Origin of the sequence: Amycolatopsis mediterranei, assembly GCF_026017845.1 — a bacterium.
GTDB classification, from domain to species: domain Bacteria; phylum Actinomycetota; class Actinomycetes; order Mycobacteriales; family Pseudonocardiaceae; genus Amycolatopsis; species Amycolatopsis mediterranei.
Map to the genome: position 1 here is coordinate 8,638,727 of NZ_CP100416.1, position 16,614 is coordinate 8,655,340.

The 16,614-nt window shown below is 72.7% G+C and carries 17 protein-coding genes and 3 pseudogenes; 12 read left to right on the top strand and 8 right to left on the bottom strand.

The features are described from left to right. Positions 1-144 precede the first annotated feature (144 nt). Together ISP_RS38855 and ISP_RS38860 are read left to right on the top strand one after the other, a co-directional pair. Positions 145-405 (top strand): annotated as a pseudogene (locus ISP_RS38855) (sigma-70 family RNA polymerase sigma factor); the annotation flags it as partial. A 16-nt stretch (positions 406-421) separates the two neighbouring features. Beyond that, positions 422-724, top strand: a complete 303-nt coding sequence (locus ISP_RS38860; protein ID WP_013229266.1) for a cupin domain-containing protein — start codon at positions 422-424, stop codon at positions 722-724. Positions 725-728: 4 nt separating this feature from the next. Here the strand turns inward: ISP_RS38860 and shbA are convergent, their stop codons facing one another. Beyond that, positions 729-1,364: an RNA polymerase sigma factor ShbA gene (gene shbA / locus ISP_RS38865; protein WP_049878272.1), complete on the bottom strand. Its 636-nt coding sequence runs from the start codon at positions 1,362-1,364 to the stop codon at positions 729-731. Between the two features lie 234 nt (positions 1,365-1,598). Next, a complete protein-coding gene (locus tag ISP_RS38870; RefSeq protein WP_230468980.1) occupies positions 1,599-2,390 on the bottom strand; it encodes a hypothetical protein in 792 nt (263 codons plus the stop codon). 507 nt (positions 2,391-2,897) lie between these two features. Here ISP_RS38870 and ISP_RS38875 point away from each other — a divergent pair. Further along, on the top strand, positions 2,898-3,074 hold the full coding sequence (locus ISP_RS38875) for a hypothetical protein (protein WP_155258942.1): 177 nt from the start codon (positions 2,898-2,900) through the stop codon (positions 3,072-3,074). A gap of 160 nt (positions 3,075-3,234) precedes the next feature. Here the strand turns inward: ISP_RS38875 and ISP_RS38880 are convergent, their stop codons facing one another. Next, on the bottom strand, positions 3,235-4,284 hold the full coding sequence (locus tag ISP_RS38880) for an amidohydrolase family protein (RefSeq protein WP_230468555.1): 1,050 nt from the start codon (positions 4,282-4,284) through the stop codon (positions 3,235-3,237). A gap of 137 nt (positions 4,285-4,421) precedes the next feature. On the opposite strand from ISP_RS38880, the gene ISP_RS38885 reads away from it, so the two are divergent. Next, a complete protein-coding gene (locus ISP_RS38885) occupies positions 4,422-6,734 on the top strand; it encodes a putative bifunctional diguanylate cyclase/phosphodiesterase (RefSeq protein ID WP_230468556.1) in 2,313 nt (770 codons plus the stop codon). A gap of 35 nt (positions 6,735-6,769) precedes the next feature. On the opposite strand, the gene ISP_RS38890 is transcribed toward ISP_RS38885, so the two are convergent. Further along, positions 6,770-7,597 carry a cyclase family protein gene (locus ISP_RS38890; RefSeq protein ID WP_013229271.1) on the bottom strand — a complete coding sequence of 276 codons (828 nt, stop codon included), beginning with the start codon at positions 7,595-7,597 and terminating at the stop codon, positions 6,770-6,772. Positions 7,598-7,761: 164 nt separating this feature from the next. Here ISP_RS38890 and ISP_RS38895 point away from each other — a divergent pair, with 164 nt between their 5' ends. After that, positions 7,762-8,187 (top strand): DUF5709 domain-containing protein, encoded by a 426-nt coding sequence (locus ISP_RS38895; protein WP_013229272.1) that lies wholly within the window; start codon positions 7,762-7,764, stop codon positions 8,185-8,187. Between the two features lie 65 nt (positions 8,188-8,252). Here ISP_RS38895 and ISP_RS38900 read toward each other — a convergent pair. Beyond that, positions 8,253-8,498, bottom strand: a pseudogene (locus ISP_RS38900) (MerR family transcriptional regulator); the annotation flags it as partial. Between the two features lie 5 nt (positions 8,499-8,503). Between ISP_RS38900 and ISP_RS38905 the strand changes: the two are divergent. Continuing rightward, positions 8,504-9,320, top strand: a pseudogene (locus tag ISP_RS38905) (MFS transporter). Between the two features lie 51 nt (positions 9,321-9,371). On the opposite strand, the gene ISP_RS38910 reads toward ISP_RS38905, so the two are convergent. After that, positions 9,372-10,565: a glycoside hydrolase family 18 protein gene (locus ISP_RS38910; protein WP_014467642.1), complete on the bottom strand. Its 1,194-nt coding sequence runs from the start codon at positions 10,563-10,565 to the stop codon at positions 9,372-9,374. A 153-nt stretch (positions 10,566-10,718) separates the two neighbouring features. Between ISP_RS38910 and ISP_RS38915 the strand changes: the two genes are divergently transcribed. Continuing rightward, on the top strand, positions 10,719-11,111 hold the full coding sequence (locus ISP_RS38915; protein WP_013229276.1) for a hypothetical protein: 393 nt from the start codon (positions 10,719-10,721) through the stop codon (positions 11,109-11,111). On the opposite strand, the gene ISP_RS38920 is transcribed toward ISP_RS38915, so the two are convergent. Continuing rightward, positions 11,105-12,490 carry a pyridoxal phosphate-dependent decarboxylase family protein gene (locus ISP_RS38920; protein WP_013229277.1) on the bottom strand — a complete coding sequence of 462 codons (1,386 nt, stop codon included), beginning with the start codon at positions 12,488-12,490 and terminating at the stop codon, positions 11,105-11,107. The genes ISP_RS38915 and ISP_RS38920 overlap by 7 nt on opposite strands. Before the next feature lie 389 nt (positions 12,491-12,879). Here ISP_RS38920 and ISP_RS38925 point away from each other — a divergent pair, with 389 nt between their 5' ends. Beyond that, positions 12,880-13,413, top strand: coding sequence for a GNAT family N-acetyltransferase (locus ISP_RS38925; protein ID WP_013229278.1), 534 nt, complete (start codon positions 12,880-12,882; stop codon positions 13,411-13,413). Here the strand turns inward: ISP_RS38925 and ISP_RS38930 are convergent. Continuing rightward, positions 13,403-13,870 (bottom strand): nitroreductase family deazaflavin-dependent oxidoreductase, encoded by a 468-nt coding sequence (locus ISP_RS38930; RefSeq protein WP_014467644.1) that lies wholly within the window; start codon positions 13,868-13,870, stop codon positions 13,403-13,405. The two genes, ISP_RS38925 and ISP_RS38930, sit on opposite strands and share 11 nt — an antisense overlap. Positions 13,871-13,912: 42 nt before the next feature. Between ISP_RS38930 and ISP_RS38935 the strand changes: the two genes are divergently transcribed. The 4 genes from ISP_RS38935 (at position 13,913) to ISP_RS38950 (ending at position 16,570) form a co-directional block, all read left to right on the top strand. Then, the gene (locus ISP_RS38935; protein ID WP_013229280.1) at positions 13,913-14,542 is read left to right on the top strand and encodes a class I SAM-dependent methyltransferase; all 630 of its coding nucleotides are present in this window, start codon (positions 13,913-13,915) and stop codon (positions 14,540-14,542) included. 95 nt (positions 14,543-14,637) lie between these two features. Further along, on the top strand, positions 14,638-15,816 hold the full coding sequence (locus ISP_RS38940) for a PucR family transcriptional regulator (RefSeq protein WP_013229281.1): 1,179 nt from the start codon (positions 14,638-14,640) through the stop codon (positions 15,814-15,816). A gap of 56 nt (positions 15,817-15,872) precedes the next feature. Next, on the top strand, positions 15,873-16,352 hold the full coding sequence (locus tag ISP_RS38945) for a DUF2975 domain-containing protein (protein WP_013229282.1): 480 nt from the start codon (positions 15,873-15,875) through the stop codon (positions 16,350-16,352). Next, a complete protein-coding gene (locus tag ISP_RS38950) occupies positions 16,352-16,570 on the top strand; it encodes a helix-turn-helix domain-containing protein (RefSeq protein WP_013229283.1) in 219 nt (72 codons plus the stop codon). The genes ISP_RS38945 and ISP_RS38950 overlap by 1 nt, the downstream gene beginning before the upstream one ends. Positions 16,571-16,614 lie beyond the last annotated feature (44 nt).

The following is a 16,614-nucleotide window of genomic DNA, read 5'->3' on the forward strand; positions in this document are numbered from 1 at the left end:
CAGTTCGCCGAGGAATGCTGAAGCAGCAGGAGACGACCAGGTGACCAGCAACATCCGGGGGTTCCGCGCTGGGCTGTGGGGGGGGGGGGCCCCCCCCCCCCCCCCGGGGGGGGCCCCGCCGGCGCGCCCCCCCCGCGGCAGGACGAGCCGGTCGCCGAACTGCCCGACGAGCCCGACTCGTCGCTGGGGCCCGAACACCACGCGCTGCGGCGCGAACTGCGTGAGCGGATGGCGAACCTGCTGGGCGTGCTGCCGCGCAAGCAGCGGGAAATCGTCGTGCTGCGCGTGGTCGTCGGCCTCTCGGCGGAGGAGACGGCGGCCGCGGTGGGTTCGACGCCGGGTGCGGTGCGGGTGGCCCAGCACCGGGCGCTCGGCCAGCTGCGCAAGGTCGTGACCAGCCCCTGACGGCTACCCTGGCCAGGTGAGCGACAGCGAGAATTTCGAAGGACGCGATGTCGGGTCCGGAGTCTCCGTCATCCGCGAAAGCACGGACGTCGTCGGCTCCGGGCCGCGGCTGCACCGGCACCCCTACACCGAGACGTTCGTCATCATCCGCGGCCGGGCCCGGTTCACCGTCGGCGACGAACAGCGCGACGGCGGCGCCGGGGACGTGCTCGTCGTCCCGGCCGGCACACCGCACAAGTTCGCCGTGCTCGGCCCCGGCGTCTACGAGGCCGTGCACATCCACGAAAGCGATCACTTCATCACCGAATGGCTGGAGTGACGCTTCAGAGGTCACCGTCCCCGATCATGCCGCGCAGCTTCGTCAGCGCGCGGAACTGCGTGATGCGGACGTTGCCGGCGGAGATGCCCAGCGCCTCCGCCGTCTCGTTCGCCGACAGGCCGGCGACGATCCGCAGCGACAAGATCTCCTGGTGCAGCGGCGGCAGCGACGCCAGCAGCCGGCCCAGGCGGGCCCCGAGGTCGAGCTCGAGGACGTGGTTCTCCGGCTCGTTGCCGCCCAGCGGCCGGTCCGGCAGCTCCGGCACCGGCTTCGACCGGTCCCTGGCCACCGAGCGGAACGCGTCGGCGACCTTGTTCGCCGCGATCGCCCGCACGAGGTACAGGAACGATCCCCCGCGGTCCTGGTAGTTCGGCAGCACCTTCAGCACCGCCAGGCACACCTCCTGGGCGACGTCGTCGGCCGAGAGGTACGACAGGTCCCGGCCACCGATCCGCGCCCGGCAGTAGCGCACGACCGTCGGCTTGATGAGCTGCAGCAGCGCCTGGACGGCGTCCGGGTCGCCGCCGCGCGCCGCGGCCACCACCGGGTCGAGCCGCTCCTTCGCCAGCGCGCCCTCCGGCCTCGGCGAATCCGCCGGCACGGTGTAGCCGTCGACGTCCGCTGCCGCCGCCGCGATCATGGTCTCCACGGGCCCTCCTCCATCCGCCACCGGGGCCTGCGTCCGTCCACAACGGACAGCTTGGTGCCTCGACGTTCCCGGTCCGGCATTAGGCGTTATCGAGGTGCTGACCAGCAACGTTGCACTGTGGTACGGGTTGTCCAGCTATTGTCCGTTAACCATTCACCACCCGGCCGGAACCGCCGCCGAGCACCGGCGGAACACCGGACAAATCGTGGACAGATCCCGGGAAAATCAGGCCCAGCGGATTCCGTACGCGAAGCCGGGGGCGAGGTTCCGGAACCGGACGTGCACCTCGCCGGCGTCGTCGACCGCCAGCGTGCCACCGCTTTGCGGCCGATCGTCCGCGCCGAACGGGGAAACCTTTTCCAGCCGCACGATCCGCTTCGGCACCCGTTCACCGAACCGGACGTGCAGATCGAAAAGATCGCACGGCTGCCGCGGTACGCAGACGTAACGCGGTTCTCGCAGCTTCGCCCGGAATCGCAGGCCGACCTCGTGCCGCTTGCCGCGGCACAACGGCTCCGGAAGCCGCAACACGACTCCGGCCCGATCACTCGATTCCCGCACCCGGCCGGCCAGCACACCGCCGTGGAACACGTCGACGCCGAGATCCGGATCGCTCGATTCGCCGGTGACCGGCAACGTCGGCGCCAGGTCGAGCACGGCGATTTCGTCGGCGTCGGCGATCACCCGCCGGAATTCGAACGCCTCCGGCACCGGCTGGTCGAGAGCCAGCGTGACGCGCAGTTCTTCGGTGTGCCAGCCACGCCCCGGATACTGCCGGGGCGCGGGTACGGCCGCCGCGACGGCCAGCGCGGCGATCTGCTCGATGCCCTCGTCGATCCGCCGCCGGACCGTCCGGTCGTCGCGGTCGAGCGTGATCGCCGCCCAGTGCACCCGTTCCTGGTAGAACGGTTTCCGCGCCCGGTCGTCGAGCGCGAATGCGGCGAGCAAAGCGATCTTCAGATCGTCCGGCAACGACTCGACCAGCGGGCGCAATCGGTCGGACAGCTTACGCCGCATCTCCACGGTTCCGTCATCTTCGAGAATGCCGCAAGTGCAACGCAATGCGGGGCCGATCCGGTCCGCGAGCGGTGTCGTGAAAATTGCCCTCCCTTTGCGCAGGGCCTTGAGTTCGCCGACCACGTCCGCCGTACTGAGGCTCACCGTTCCCCTCCCCTTCCACGCACGGAGGTCAATGTTCGTCAGCGTCACCGCCGATGTCCAGTCGATCACGCTCCGGCAAACGGATCGTTATCCCGCGGTTTCCGTTCCGGCCACCACGGGAAAGGACGAAACTCATTGGCGTTCCGATAACAAGGGCCGCATTGCGCCGCAACGATTTCGCGGCGGAAACTCACGCGACCCGGCCTGTCGAACGTGTCGAAATGACGAAGGCGGGTTCGCCGCCGCACCGCGCTTCCCGGCGGGGCACGTTCACCCGGGCGGCGCACCACTCCCGCGGGTGAACGTGACCGGGCCGTTGCCCGGCGCGGGTTGACGGCGGCCCGCCGCGGGTACTTGTTGATCATGAGCCCGAGGATGTGGCGCCTGCTGATCTCGGGGTCGCTGCGGCTGTTCCTGATCAGCGCCGTGCCGGCCGCCGCGCACCTGTCCGTGCTCGTCGGACTGGCGGCGGGGGTGATCGCGTTCATCGTGCCGGCCCCGCGCAGCCGGCACGACGACCGCGCCGGCCCGGGCGGCTAGCGACCCCGCACCCCGCCTGCCACCAGGGGAGCTTTTCGGCGTTCCGCACCGCCCGGATCGACTCGCCTGCCGTCCGCGCTTCCCCGCGCACGCGGGCGGCGCCGAGCAGGTCGAGGCGGGTGCGGCCGGCGACCGGCGTCAGCCACGCCCCGCGCCCGGCTCACCCGCGGCGCCGCACGCACCGGCCGCGCAGCACCACCGCCGCCGGGTCGGCCAGCTGACCCGGGTCGGCCCGGGGATCCCGGTCGTAGACCACCGCGTCCGCCGGGGCTCCGGGCTCCAGACCGCCCAGTCCCAGGTACTCCCGCGCGTGCCACGACGCCGCCGCCAGTGCCTCGTGCGGCCGCACGCCCGCGGCCACCAGCGCCCGGATCTCGGCGACGATCCCGCCGTGCGGCAGGGAATCCGTGCCCGCCAGCACGCGCACACCGGCTTCCGCCGCGGCCGCCGTCAGCGCGCCGTGCACCCGCGCGCCGCTCAGGTACCACGTCCGGGCCGGGCTGTCCGGCTCCTGTTCCCGGCGCCGCAGGCCTCCGGTGATCACCGACAGCGTCGGGGTCAACGCCGTGCCCTGGGCAGCCATCCGCGCCAGCAGGTCCGGGTCCAGGCACATCCCGTGCTCGAGCGAGTCGACGCCCGCCGCGACCGCGGCAGCGCCGCCCTCGGGGTGCTGGCTGTGCACCGCGACCCGCCCGCCGGCCGCGTGCACCTCCCGCACGACGGCCCGCAGCACGTCCACCGGCACCGCGGAATCCCCGACGCGCCAGTCCGCGATGATCTTCGCCCAGCCGGTCCGGGCGGCCTGCGCCCCCGCCAGCGCGGGCAGCTCGTCATGCGAAGCGCGGCGGCCCCAGCCGTCGAAGAACTGGCCGTGCTGCGCCAGCCACGGTCCCGCGTGCCGGGCCCGCGGCACGTCGGGGTCCTCGCCGAACCACGGCGGCGGCTCGCCCGGCAGCCCGGGTGACCGGATCAGCGTGACCCCCGCGTCGACGTGCTGGTGCAGCTGTTCCCGGAGCAGTTCGGGGTCCATCGGCTGCCCCGGTTCCGCGACACCGGGGTGGGTGTGGGCGTCGACCAGGCCGGGCACCAGCCAGCCTTCGCCCACCAGGGCCGCGCCGGGCACCGGATCGGTCGTCCAGCGGTCCCCGTCGGCGTAGAGGTCGACGTACTCACCGCTGGGCAGCACGTACCCCCGGATGCGCGTGATCACCACGCCGACCGTACCCGCGCACGCGGCCCGGCGTAGGCGCGAGTGCCGTCCGGCGGCGGTGCCGGTGCGCTTGTGCGTGATCACGCGCGGTGTAGTGTTTGCCGGTCCGACCGGCGTGCGTGACCGCGTGAGGTGCCATGACAGTGCGGCGGTACCCAGTGGCGATCCTGCTCGTCCTGGTCACGGCGGCCCTGGTCGTGGTCAACGGCTTCGCCTTCTGGGGCGACACCTTCGCCCTCTGGGTCGACGACGGCATGCAGCTGAGCGCCGGGCTCGCCGGGGTGGTCTGCGGGATCCTCGTCGCGCGGCGCGTCCGCGAGCACCAGCGGTGGTGGCGGGTGCTGGTCGCGCTCGGCATGACCGGCTGGTCGCTCGGCCAGTGCGTCTGGTCCTGGTACCAGCTGATCGACGGCCGCGGCCTGCCCTCGCCGTCACTGGCCGACGTCGGGTACCTGAGCTTCCCCGTGTTCGCCCTCGCCGCCCTGTTCGTGCTCGCCAGGGCCCGGGCGCGGCCGGACCGCGAGCGCTGGCAGCCCGCCCAGTGGACCGCGCACTTCGGCGTCGCGGTGGTGCTCGACGGGCTCGTCGTCACCGGGTCGCTGTTCATCCTCACCTGGACCGCGGCGCTCGGGCAGGTCGTCCGGGCCACCGGGCCGGACGCGCTGACCTGGGCCGTCGCCATCGCCTACCCGCTGTCGGACCTGGTGGTCGTGGTCGTCGCGGTGCTGCTGGTCGTGTTCGACCGGGTGGACCGCCCGTACCGCGCGAACCTCATGCTGGCCGCCGTCGGGATCGTCGCGCTGGCCTGCTCGGACAGCGTGTTCGCCTACCTGGTCAGCATCGGCGCGGAAAGCATGAAGCCGTGGTCGGACGCCGGATTCGTGCTCGGCCCGCTGTTCATCGCCTTCGCCTTGCTGGTCACGCCCGGTACGCGGCGGCGTGACGACGCGGGCCAGCCGGTCGGCGTCGACTGGTGGCAGGTGGCGCTGCCGTACCTGCCGGTCACCGCGGTCGCGCTGCTGATCACCGTGCAGATCGTGGCCGGGGCCGGCCCGGACGGCGTCGAGGTGTTCGTCGGCGCGCTCGTGGTGTTCCTGGTGCTCGCCCGGCAGCTGCTTTCCCTGCTGGACAACCGGTTGCTGCTGCGCCGGGTGTACGAGGGCCAGCAGCAGCTGACCCACCAGGCCTACCACGACCCGCTCACCGGGCTGGCCAACCGCGCGCTGTTCGCCGACCGGCTGGACCGGGCCGTCGAGCAGGGCACGGACGGCGGGCACGGGCCACTCGTGCTGATCTTCGTCGACTTGGACGACTTCAAGGAGGTCAACGACCGGTTCGGGCACGCGGGCGGGGACGTCCTGCTGCACGCGGTCGCCCAGCGGCTGCTGAGCTGCGTGCGCACCGGCGACACCGTCGCCCGGCTGGGTGGCGACGAGTTCGCGATCCTGCTGGAAGGCGAGGTCGACGCCCCGCAGGCCGTCGCCGACCGGATCCAGAGCGCGCTGCGGCGGCCGTTCGCGGTGCACGGCACGCTGGTCCCGGTCCGGGCGAGCATGGGCCTGGTGGTGCCGGACCCGGCCGAGCCGGCGATCACCGCCGACGTGCTGCTGGGCCGCGCGGACACGTCGATGTACGCGGGCAAGCGGCTCGGCAAGGACACCACGGTGGTGTACCACCCGTCCCCGGACGGGCCCCCCGACTTCCCGTCGGCTCTGCGCCGCGCGGGCGGCGGCCTCCCGGAGGGCTTCGCCCTGGTGTTCCAGCCGATCGTGCGGCTGGCCGACGAGCAGCCGGTGGCGGTGGAGGCGCTGGCCCGCTGGACCGCGCGGGACGGCACCGCGGTGTCGCCCGAGACGTTCGTCCGCGCCGCGGAAGGCGCCGGTCTCGGCGCGGAACTGGACGCGCTGGTGCTGGACCTGGCCTGCCGCGAGATCACCACGGCCGGCATCGACCTCACCGTGCACGTCAACGTGTGCGCGAGCCGGCTCGGTGCCGCCTCGCTGGAGCAGAGCGTCGAGTCCGCGCTGGACCGCTACGGCCTGCCGGCCGAACGGCTGATCGTCGAGATCACCGAGACGGTGCCGGTGCCGGACCTGGCGGCGGGCGCGGCCGCGATCCGCCGCCTGCAGGACCTCGGCGTGCGGGTGGCGCTCGACGACTTCGGTGCGGGGTACAGCTCGCTGACCGTGCTGCACGCGCTGCCGGTCGACCTGATCAAGCTGGACCGCGCGCTGACGACGGGCGTCCGCCCGGACCGCGACGCGGCGCTGTGCCGGTCGCTGGTCGGGCTGTGCGCCGACCTCGAGGTGGCGGTGGTCGCGGAGGGCATCGAGACGGCCGAGCAGGCCGAACTGGTCACCCGCGCGGGCTGCACGACGGCCCAGGGCTACCGCTTCGGCCACCCGGCCGGGCTGGCTTCACTGCGGCTGTCGACGCTTTCGGCCGGTTAACGCGGCGGGGCGGGCCCGCCGCGAACCTCCGCCGGTCAGCTCGCCTGCACCCCCGGGGGCAGCACGCCGAAGATCGTCGCCGTGGAGCCCGCCCCGTTCCGGTTGATCGGGCCGCCCACCAGCACCCACGCGCCCGTCGTCGGCAGCGCCTTCAGGTTCGCCAGGATTTCGAGGCTGATCCGGTGCCGTCGGTAGACCAGCTTGGACACCGTGTACGTCTCGTCGGTGCCGACGTCCGGGCTGAACGTGTCGGTGCCCGTTCCGCCGCGGCGGCCCAGGCGCCCGGTGTCGATCAGCCACTGCACCGCGGGGATCGAGAACCCCGGCTGGTGCAGTACGCCGTCGGCGCCGGTGTTCGGGTACGCCGGGGTGCCCCACTTGGCGTCCCAGCCGGTCCACAGCACCACCACGGACTCGTCCGGGATCCGGCCGTGGCGCTTCTCCCACGCCTTGAGGTCGTCGACCGTGACGGCGTAGTCCGGGTTCGCCGCGGCCTTCGCCCGCACGTCGACTTTCACGGCGGGCCGGAACAGGTCCGCCGGGTCCATGTCGTCGGCGAGCGGCTCCCCGGTGTTGAAGTGCCCGGGCGCGCCCCAGTGCGTCCCGGTGTGCTCGCCTTCGCGGACGAACTGCAGGTAGTAGCCGTCTTCGGGGATGGTGGCGATGGTCTCCAGCTCGAAGGCCGGATCCCCGGGGAAGACGTTGGTCGTGGCGGGGTCGTTGACGTGCGACAGGTTGACCAGGTTCAGCTGGTCCAGCCGGACCGGCGGCGCGGTTTCGGCGGCCTGGGCCGTCCGTCCGGACAGCGCGGCGCCGAACACCCCGGCCAGCCCCGCGGCCAGCACCTTGCGTCTCATCGGCATGAGGGATCACCTTTCACCGGCGGCACCGCCGAAGTGGCGGCCCGTGCACGGTCTTCTTGCGGGGGTCCGGGTGGCGGAGCCCCCGGCCCGGGGCGAAGCCCCGGCACGACACCGTCATATCACCCGGGCTGGGCGCGGCCAATGAGTTGCGCGAAGATGGAGCCGTGGACGACGACATCGAAGACAACGCCGACAACGGCATCCTCGACCCCGAGGACACTTTGGACGACCGCGACGAGCTGGCGGAGGGTTATTCACCGCCGGAACGCGCGCAGGCGACCGAGGGCTGGGGCACCACCGCGCACGAAACCGCGGAGGGCGAGAGCTGGGCGGGCCGGCTCGCCCGTGAGGTCCCCGACCTGGCCGACGACCTGGACGACGACGGACTGGGCGACACCGAGGACACCGACGGCGAGCTGGTCGACGACGAGGTCGGCGACGTCCGCGCGGGCCGTCTGGTCGCGACCGACGAAGGCTTCGGCGAGGACTCCGACGAAGAGCTGTACGCCTCGGACGCCGGCATCGACGGCGGCGCGGCTTCGGCGGAGGAAGCGGCCGTGCACGTGATCGACCCGTCCCGCCGCTGGTGAGCTAGCGGAAGCTGCGGCTCAGGGCAGCGGCACCAGGGTCCGGTCGCCGCCGCAGTCGTCGTCCGTCAGCGGCCGGCCGGGTCGTACTCGCGGACCGCGGCCAGGTACTCGGCGATCGCGTCGCGGTTGCGCAGCAGGCAGTTCGCTCGCCTGGTCATCCGGTCGCGCTCCGCCTCCAGCGTCGCGAGCATCTCCGGCGTCGCGTCCGGGAAGTGGATCGCCCGGGGCTTGTCCAGGCAGGGCAGGATCTGCTTGATGATCCGGGTCGGCAGGCCGGCGTCGAGCAGGCCGCGGACCTGGATCACCCGGTCGAACGCTGCCCCGGCCCGCCCTGCTCGCCCTCACGACCGCCGCGTTCGTCACCGTGCTCACCGAGGCGCTGCCCGCCGGCGTGCTGCCCGGGATAAGCGCCGGTCTCGGCGTCGGCGAGCCCGCGGCCGGCCAGGCCGTGACGATCTACGCGCTCACCGCGATCCCGCCGTCCGCCGCCTCCGCGAACTGGCCCCGCAAACGCTTGCTGCTCACCGGGGTCGACGGGTTCGCCGTGGCCAACACCGTCACGACGCTGTCCCCGGACTACACGCTGACGATGGTGGCGCGCTTCGTCGCCGGAGTGGCCGCGGGCCTCGTCTGGGCGCTGCTCGCCGGCTACGCGCGCCGGCTGGTCCCGGACCGCCAAGGCAAAGCCATCGCGATCGTGATGGCCGGCATCCCGCTGGCGCTGTCGCTCGGCAGGCATCGGCGTCGTCGGCGCCCGGATCGACCGCGCGCTGCGGGCGCTGATGGTGCTCGGCACCGTCGGCGTCGCGGTGGCCGCCGCGCTGCTGGCGGTGTTCGCCGGCAGCCCGGCGCTGGTCTACGTCGCCGTGGCGCTGTGGGGACTCGGCTGGGGCGGCGTCCCGACGCTGCTGCAGACGGCGGCCGGGAACGCCGGCGGCGAAGCGGCGGACAACGCGCAGGCCATGCTCGTCACCCTGTGGAACGCCGCGATGGCCGCGGGCGGGGTGGCCGGCGGGGTCCTGCTCGACGCTGCCGGTCCGGCGGCGTTCCCCTGGACGCTGCTCGCGCTCCTGCTGCCGGTGCTCGCCGTGGTCATCGGCGCCCGGCGGCACGGGTTCCCCGCTCGCTCCTAAGTGGACGAAGGGCCCGGACGCGGCTCGCGCCCGGGCCCTCCAGCTCGGGGGTCAGCAGCGGCCCGCGATGGCCCGCAGCAACTCGGCGTTCGCCGTGTCGCCGGACAGCTCCCAGGCGAACACCCCGCCGAGCCCCTGCGACTTCGCGTAACCGGCCTTGGCCGACGCCGTCTCGGGCGTGTCGTAGCTCCACCACTGCGAGCCGCACTTCGCGTACGCCGTGCCCGCGACGTGGCCGTTGGCGGGGCACTTGGTCTTGAGGACCTTGTAGTCCTCGACGCCCGCTTCGTAGGTGCCGGGCGCCGGGCCGGTGGCCGTGCCGCCCGGCTGCTTCTGCGTGACACCGTCCCAGCCGCGGCCGTAGAACCCGAGGCCCAGCAACATCTTCGACGACGGCACGCCCTGGTGGCGCAGCTTCTGGATGGCCGCGTCGGCGTAGAACCCGGCGGTCGGGAGGCCCGGGTAGGCGCGCAGCGGCGAGTGCGGCGCGGTCGGCCCGTTCGGACTGGCGCCGGCGACGAAGTAGTCGTAGGTCATCACGTTGTACCAGTCGAGGTACCGGCTCGCGGCGCCGTACTCGGTGGCGCCGATCTTTCCGCCCGCCGAGCCGTCCGCGGTGATCGCGGCGGTCACCAGCTGGCGCCCGAACTTCGCGCGCAGCGCCTTGACCAGCTCGGTGAGCGCCTTCGGCCCGCTCGTGTCGCAGGTGTTGCCGCAGGCGTTCGGGTACTCCCAGTCGACGTCGATGCCGTCGAAGACGCCCGCCCAGCGCGGGTCGTTGACCAGGTTGTAGCAGGATTCCGCGAACGCGGCGGGGTTCTTCGCCGCCTCGGTGAACCCGGCCGACCAGGTCCAGCCGCCGAACGACCACAGCACCTTGAGCTTCGGGTGCAGCTTCTTGAGCTGCAGGAGCTGGTTGAAGCTGCCGTGCAGCGCGCCGGCTTCGGTGCTGTCGGCCTGGCCGCTGACGCTCGTGGCGGCGTCGTAGGGCATGTCGTGGTCGGCCCACGGGTCGCCGACCGCGCAGCCGCCGCCGGTCACGTTGCCGAACGCGTAGTTGAGGTGGGTCAGCTTCGCGGCCGACCCGGAGGTCTCGATGTCCTTGACGTGGTAACCGCGGGCGTAGACGTCCCAGTCGGCGAAGTAGGCCATCACCTTGCCCTGGGCCGGCGTGGCGTCCGCGGGCGACGCGACGACCGAGGCACCGGCGAGCGCGAGCGCGACGACGGCGATGCGTTTTCTCATGCGGAGCACGGGATTCTCCTCATCGGCCGGACTGGCGGACGTGCCGAGGCTAACAGGTCCAGACCACTGCGGACCAGAGGGAATCCGGGTGGTCAGCGGGTTTCGGTGTACCTCCGCAGCCGGGTCCGGATTCACGCGTGCGATGATCGGCCGATGACCGAGTTCGGCTGCGCCCGCTGTTCCGGCGAAGATGCCCTGACCGCGCTGGCGTTCTGCACGACCCGGCTGAACAAGACCCATCGCCTGGTCGAGCGGTCGCACTTCAGCATTTCACTGCGCCGGTGCCCGGAGTGCGGCCAGTCGTTCGCCGCGATCTTCACCGAGTTCGTCGACACCTCGGGCGGCGAAGACGCGCAGTACTTCGACTTCGTCCCGCTCACCACCGCCGAGGTGTCCACACTGGCGGCGCAGGGCGCCCGCATCGACCTGGCCGAGCTGGGCGCGCTGGGCAGCGTCCGCCGCCGGCTGTCGTCGAGCTGGCCGACGGGCGGTGAGAAGGAAATCGCCTGGCGGACGGACTCGCTCTCGGTGCGCGAAGGTCACTGACCGGCGCTTTGACCGGCGCTTTGACCGGCGCTCTGGCCGGCCAGGCGCAGGATCGCCGCGGCGCTGCGGTCGACGTCGGCTTCCGTCGTCGACCAGCCGGACACCGAGATCCGCAGGTACCGGCGGCCGCGCCAGGTGGTGCCGCCCAGCCAGCAGGTGCCGTCGTCCTGGACTTTCCGGATGAGAGCGTCGGTGTCACCGCCGAAGGACACGAGGACCTGGTTGAGGACGACGTCGTTGGCGATCTCGGCACCGCCCTCGGCGAGTTTCCCGGCGAAGCGGCGGGCGAGCCGGCAGCAGCGGCCGACGAGTTCGGCGACGCCGTCGCGGCCCAGTTCGCGCAGCGCCGCCCAGACCGCGAACCCGCGGGCGCGGCGTGACGACTCCAAGGTCAGGTCGCCCATGCCGGACACCTCGCCGGCGCCGGTGAGGTAGGCGGCCCGGTAGGCGATCGCCGCGGCGTGGACGTCCGGGCGGGCGCAGAAGACGAAGCCCGAGTCGTACGGCACGTTCAGCCACTTGTGCCCGTCGCACGCCCAGGAATCGGCGAGTTCGACGCCGTCGAGGAGCGCGCGGGTTTCCGGGTTGGCGGCGGCCCAGAGCCCGAAGGCGCCGTCGACGTGGATCCAGGCGCCGCCGGCGGCGTCCCGGGCGGCGCGCAGGTCGTCGCACGCGCCGGTGTTCACGTTTCCCGCCTGCAGGCAGACGATCAGCGGCCCGGTGCCGGCTTCGCACACCTTCCGCAGGTCTTCGACGTCGATCGCGCCCTGCGGGCCGGCTTTGACCGGCTCGACGGCCCGGGTACCGAAGCCGAGCAGCCGCAGGGCGCGGTCGACGGTGGCGTGCCGTTCTTCGCTCGCGACGACGCGGACGCGCGGAGCGCCGGCGAGCCCGTCACGCTCGACGTCCCAGCCGGCTTCGGCGAGCACGTGGTGCCGCGCGGCGGCGAGGCCGGCGGTGTTCGCGGCTTGCCCGCCGGTGACGAACCCGGTGGAGGCCGTGGCGGGGAGACCGAGCAGTTCTTTGAGCCACTCGCCGGCAACGTCCTCGGCGGCGGCCGCGGCGGGCGAGAGGACGGCGTTGAAGCCGTTCTGGTCCCAGCCGGCGGCGAGGACATCGGCCGCGGTGGCGGCCGGGAGGGCGCCGCCGATGACGAACCCGAAGAACCGCGGCCCGGCGGTGGCGACGAGCCCGGGACCGGCCGCGCGGGCGAGCTGTTCGAGCACTTCGGACGGTGGCGTGGGGTGCGCGGGAAGCGGGCCGCCGAAGCCGGACCGCAGGGCGGCAAGGTCGACGGCGGCCGGGGCAACGGGCCGGTTCGCGAGAGAGGCGCGGTAACCGGCGGCGAGCTCGGCGGCGCGGGCCAGGAGGGCGTGCATCTCATCCACGGGCCGACTGTAGGCCGGGTTCGAGGGTGAGCGGCGCGATTTACGACCCGGCTCGCTCGGCTCAGCTCGGCTCGGCCGGCGCAGCCCGGCCGGTTCGGCTCGGCCGGTTCGGCCCGGTCGGCGCAGCCCGGCCCGGCCGGTTCGGCCCGGCTTGGCTTGACTTGGCCAGCCCGGCCCGGCGGGCGCCGCGGCTGAGCGGCCGCACCGGCAAGCAATCCGGCGCCATTCCCCGCTGCTCCCCGCAGCTGCGCGGCCGACGTGACCTCCGGCACGGCGACCCCCTCGATCTTCGCCATACCCTCGTCGTCCAGGGGTGAGTGTTCATCTTCTGCGCGCTTCGGCTGGGAACAATCACCGGCCTCCCGGCGTAGCGTCCTGGTATGGAGACCCCGTTGAGCACCGACCGGCTCGTGATCCGGGACTGGACGCCTGACGACGCCGAAGCCGCGTTCGCCGTCTACGGCGCGGAAGACGTCACGCACTGGCTGACCCCGGCCATGGACCGCGTCGGCGACATCGGCGCGATGCGCGCGGTGCTGCACGCCTGGCAGGAGGCCCAGCCGAACCTGCCGCCGCCGCGGGGGCGGTGGGCCGTCGAGCGCAAGGAGGACGGCGTGGTGATCGGGGGCCTCGGCATCCGGCTGCTGCCGCCGTTCGAAGAGGACCTCGAACTGAGCTGGCAGCTCAACCCCGGCGTCTGGGGCAAGGGTTACGCGTCCGAGGCAGCCACCGCGCTGATCGAGTGGGCCTTCACCCAGGACACCGAAGAGCTGTTCGCCGTCGCGCGGCCGAACAACACGCGGGCGATCGCGGTCGCCAAGCGGCTCGGCATGCAGTGGGTCGGCGAGACCGACAAGTACTACAACCTGCGGCTGCAGGTGTACCGGATCCGGCAGACCGACCTCATCGGCTGACCGGCTCGAGCAGGAAGACGCGGATGTCTCGGTGCGAAGCCCGCACGGCGTACCGGTCGTACGCCGGCCAGTACGCCGCCACCGCGTCCCACATCTCGCGGCGCTCGTCCCCGGTCAGGAGCCGTCCGGTGACGTCGAGGGTCCGGCCACCCAGCGCGACCGTTGCCTTCGGCTGAGCCAGCAGGTTCGCCGACCAGGCCGGGTGGGCCTCGCCGCCCCAGTTCGAGCCGATCACGACGTACCCGCCGGCCCGCTCGACGTAGAGCAGCGGCACCTGGCGGGGCTCGCCGCTGCGCCGCCCGATCGTCGTGAGCAGCAACGTCCGCAGCCCGACCGCCGCGCCGACGCCGACCCGGCCGCCGCTGATCCGCAGCAGCACCCGGTCGGCGGGCACGAGCGCCCGCCCCAGCACCGCGAACGCCCGGCTCTTGCCGAACCCGGCGAAGACTCCCCGCAAACCAGCCACGGCGAGATCCTAGGTCTGGCAGGGTGGGCGAGCATGACCCGCCCCGAAACCGCCGCCGAGGTCTTCGACGCGCTCGGCACGGACTACGAACACGCCTTCCGCACCGCGACCGCCCAGCGCGCCGCGCTCACCGACCTGCTCGCCGCCCTGCCGCCGGAGGCGAAGGTGCTCGACCTCGGCGCCGGCACCGGGCGGCCGACCGCGGAACTGCTGGTCGCCGCCGGGCACGACGTCACCGGCTACGACGTCGCCCCGAAGATGGTCGAGATCGCCCGCAGCCAGGTGCCGGCCGCCCGGTTCGAACTCGGGGACATGCGCGAACTGTCCTTCGCCGACGGCACCTGGGACGCGATCACGGCGTTCTTCTCGATGCTGCAGCTCCCCCGGGCCGAGCAGGAAACCATGATCGGCCGCCTCGCGACCTGGCTGAAGCCCGGCGGCCTGCTCGTCTTCGCCACCGTGCCCGCCGACGTCGACGGAGTGGACATCGTTTTCCTGGGCCACCCGGTCCGCGCGTACAGTTTCGCCACCGGTCCCCTCAAGGAGCGGCTGCGGGCGGCGGGCCTCGAAATCGTCCACGAGGACGAGGCCGAGTTCGTCCCCGACCACCCGGACGCCGGCCCCGAGCCGCACGTCTACCTGACCGCCCGCAAACCGGCCTGAGCCGGCCGACCCGCCGACGTCGAGCACCCGGCGGACATGAATTTTGCTCAGCTTCGTGCGTGTGCCACGCGGCGAACCCGAGCTAAAGTGAGGAAATGGGCATCGAAGCTCTGGCCAGGCCGGTACCTCGCGAACACCGCGAGCTCCTGCGCGAGATGCTGGCCAGGCTCCCCGAGTTCGCCGATCGCCTCGCCCGGCTGCTCAGTGAGCAGGACGAGTTCTACCGGCAGGTGGAAGCCGTCGACCCCGGCGAACTGCGGCAGGTCTGCCGGGCCAACCTCGAGCGCGCGCTGACGGCGCTGGCCGAAGGCCACGGCCTCGCCATCGACGCCGCCCGCAAGACCGGGCTCACCCAGGCGCGCCAGGGCATCCCGCTGCCCGCGGTGCTGCGTGCGTTCCGGATCGGCGGCACCTTCGTCTACGAAGGACTCCTCGAGCTCGCCGGCCCGGAGTTCCTCAACCCGACCCGGACGATCGAGATCAACTCCTACGTCTGGAAGGCGATCGACCTCTACTCCGACGCGCTGACCACCGCGTACGAGGAGGTCGCGGCCGAGCCGTCGCACGCGAACGCGCGGCTGCTGGACGACCTGCTGCGCGGCCGGCTCGCCGGCCAGGCGGACATGGAGGCCGCCGCCCGCGAGCTGGGCCTGCCGACCGCGGGCATGTTCGTCGCCGCGGTCACCGAGCGCGTCGAGCCGGACGAGCACGACTCCGTCGAGGCGCTGCTGCGGGCGCGGCGCTGGCGGTCGGCGTGGCGGCCCGGCGGCGAGGCCGGCCTGGTCGCGATCGACCGGATCGAGGACGTCCGGCGGCTGCGCGAAGTGCTCGGTTCGCTGCCCCTGGCGGCCGGGATGAGCAAGCCGTTCACCGGGTTCCCCGACGTCCCGGACGCCCTGCACCGGGCCCGGATCGCCCGCCGCTCGCTGCCGGCGGGGACGGCCGGCGTGGTGGTGTTCGGCGACTCGCCGGTGACGACGCTGGTCGCGGCCGCGCCCGGGATGGCCCGCGACGTCGTCCGGTCGGCCCTGGCCGGGGTGCTCGCGCTGCCGGGCGCGGAGCGCAAGGTCCTGCTCGACACGCTGCTGGCGTGGTTCGCCGGCCACGGCTCGGCGAAGGAAGCCGCGGACCGGCTGTTCGTGCACCCCAACACGGTCCGGTACCGGCTGCGCCGCGTGCAGGAGCTGACCAAACGCGACCTCACCGACCCGGTCGACATCGGCGAGCTGTACGTCGCGCTGGAGTCGGTGCGCCTGGAACCCGAGCCCGTGTGATCGTCTTTCGATCACTACCGATTGACTTTCGATAGGAAGAGCGCGATAGTCGGCGCATGGTTACCGAGAAGTGGGCCGTCGCCGCGCTCAGAGTTTTCCTCGTGGTGCTGTTCGGCGTCCTCGTCGTGTTCCAGACGCTCTCGCTGCCGGGCGGCATCGCCTACCACACGCAGCAGAACCCGCACGACGCTCCGCTGCGCTGGCCGTTGACCGCCATCGCGGTGTTCCTGGTGCTGTGCGCCGAGGTGGTGGTCGTCGCGACCTGGAAGCTGCTGACGCTGGTCAAGAAGGACCGGATCTTCACCACCGCGTCCCTGAAGTGGGTCGACGCGATCGTCTGGGCCGTCGCCGCCGCGTGGCTGGTGGTCGCCGGGATGCTGCTGTTCGTCGGCTTCAACGCGGACGACCCGGGGATGCCGATGCTGCTGTTCCTGGTGACCGTGGCGATCACCGTGATCGGCCTGCTGATGCTGGTCATGCGCGCGCTGCTGCGGCAGGCCACCACCCTCCGGTCCGACCTGGAAGCGGTCATCTGATGCCGATCGTAGTGCGCATCGACGTCGAACTGGCCAAGCGCAAGATGAGCGTCGGGGAGTTCGCCGAGAAGATCGGGCTCACGCCGGCCAACGTCGCCGTGCTGAAGAACGGCCGCGCCAAGGCGGTGCGCTTCAGCACCCTGGAAGCGATGTGCCGGGTGCTCGGCTGCCAGCCCGGCGACCTGCTCGAGTGGGTCGAACTCGAAGACGAGGTTTAGCCAGGTCAGTGGGCCGACACGGACTCGGCGATGGCCTCCAAGCG

Bases quoted from the DNA above. Each gene is read 5' to 3' on its own strand.
- shbA (WP_049878272.1), bottom strand. From the start codon at position 1,364: ATGATCGCGGCGGCGGCAGCGGACGTCGACGGCTACACCGTGCCGGCG.
- ISP_RS38870 (WP_230468980.1), bottom strand. From the start codon at position 2,390: ATGCGGCGTAAGCTGTCCGACCGATTGCGCCCGCTGGTCGAGTCGTTG.
- ISP_RS38875 (WP_155258942.1), top strand. From the start codon at position 2,898: ATGAGCCCGAGGATGTGGCGCCTGCTGATCTCGGGGTCGCTGCGGCTG.
- ISP_RS38885 (WP_230468556.1), top strand. From the start codon at position 4,422: ATGACAGTGCGGCGGTACCCAGTGGCGATCCTGCTCGTCCTGGTCACG.
- ISP_RS38890 (WP_013229271.1), bottom strand. From the start codon at position 7,597: ATGCCGATGAGACGCAAGGTGCTGGCCGCGGGGCTGGCCGGGGTGTTC.
- ISP_RS38910 (WP_014467642.1), bottom strand. From the start codon at position 10,565: ATGAGAAAACGCATCGCCGTCGTCGCGCTCGCGCTCGCCGGTGCCTCG.
- ISP_RS38915 (WP_013229276.1), top strand. From the start codon at position 10,719: ATGACCGAGTTCGGCTGCGCCCGCTGTTCCGGCGAAGATGCCCTGACC.
- ISP_RS38920 (WP_013229277.1), bottom strand. From the start codon at position 12,490: ATGCACGCCCTCCTGGCCCGCGCCGCCGAGCTCGCCGCCGGTTACCGC.
- ISP_RS38925 (WP_013229278.1), top strand. From the start codon at position 12,880: ATGGAGACCCCGTTGAGCACCGACCGGCTCGTGATCCGGGACTGGACG.
- ISP_RS38935 (WP_013229280.1), top strand. From the start codon at position 13,913: ATGACCCGCCCCGAAACCGCCGCCGAGGTCTTCGACGCGCTCGGCACG.
- ISP_RS38940 (WP_013229281.1), top strand. From the start codon at position 14,638: ATGGGCATCGAAGCTCTGGCCAGGCCGGTACCTCGCGAACACCGCGAG.
- ISP_RS38945 (WP_013229282.1), top strand. From the start codon at position 15,873: ATGGTTACCGAGAAGTGGGCCGTCGCCGCGCTCAGAGTTTTCCTCGTG.
- ISP_RS38950 (WP_013229283.1), top strand. From the start codon at position 16,352: ATGCCGATCGTAGTGCGCATCGACGTCGAACTGGCCAAGCGCAAGATG.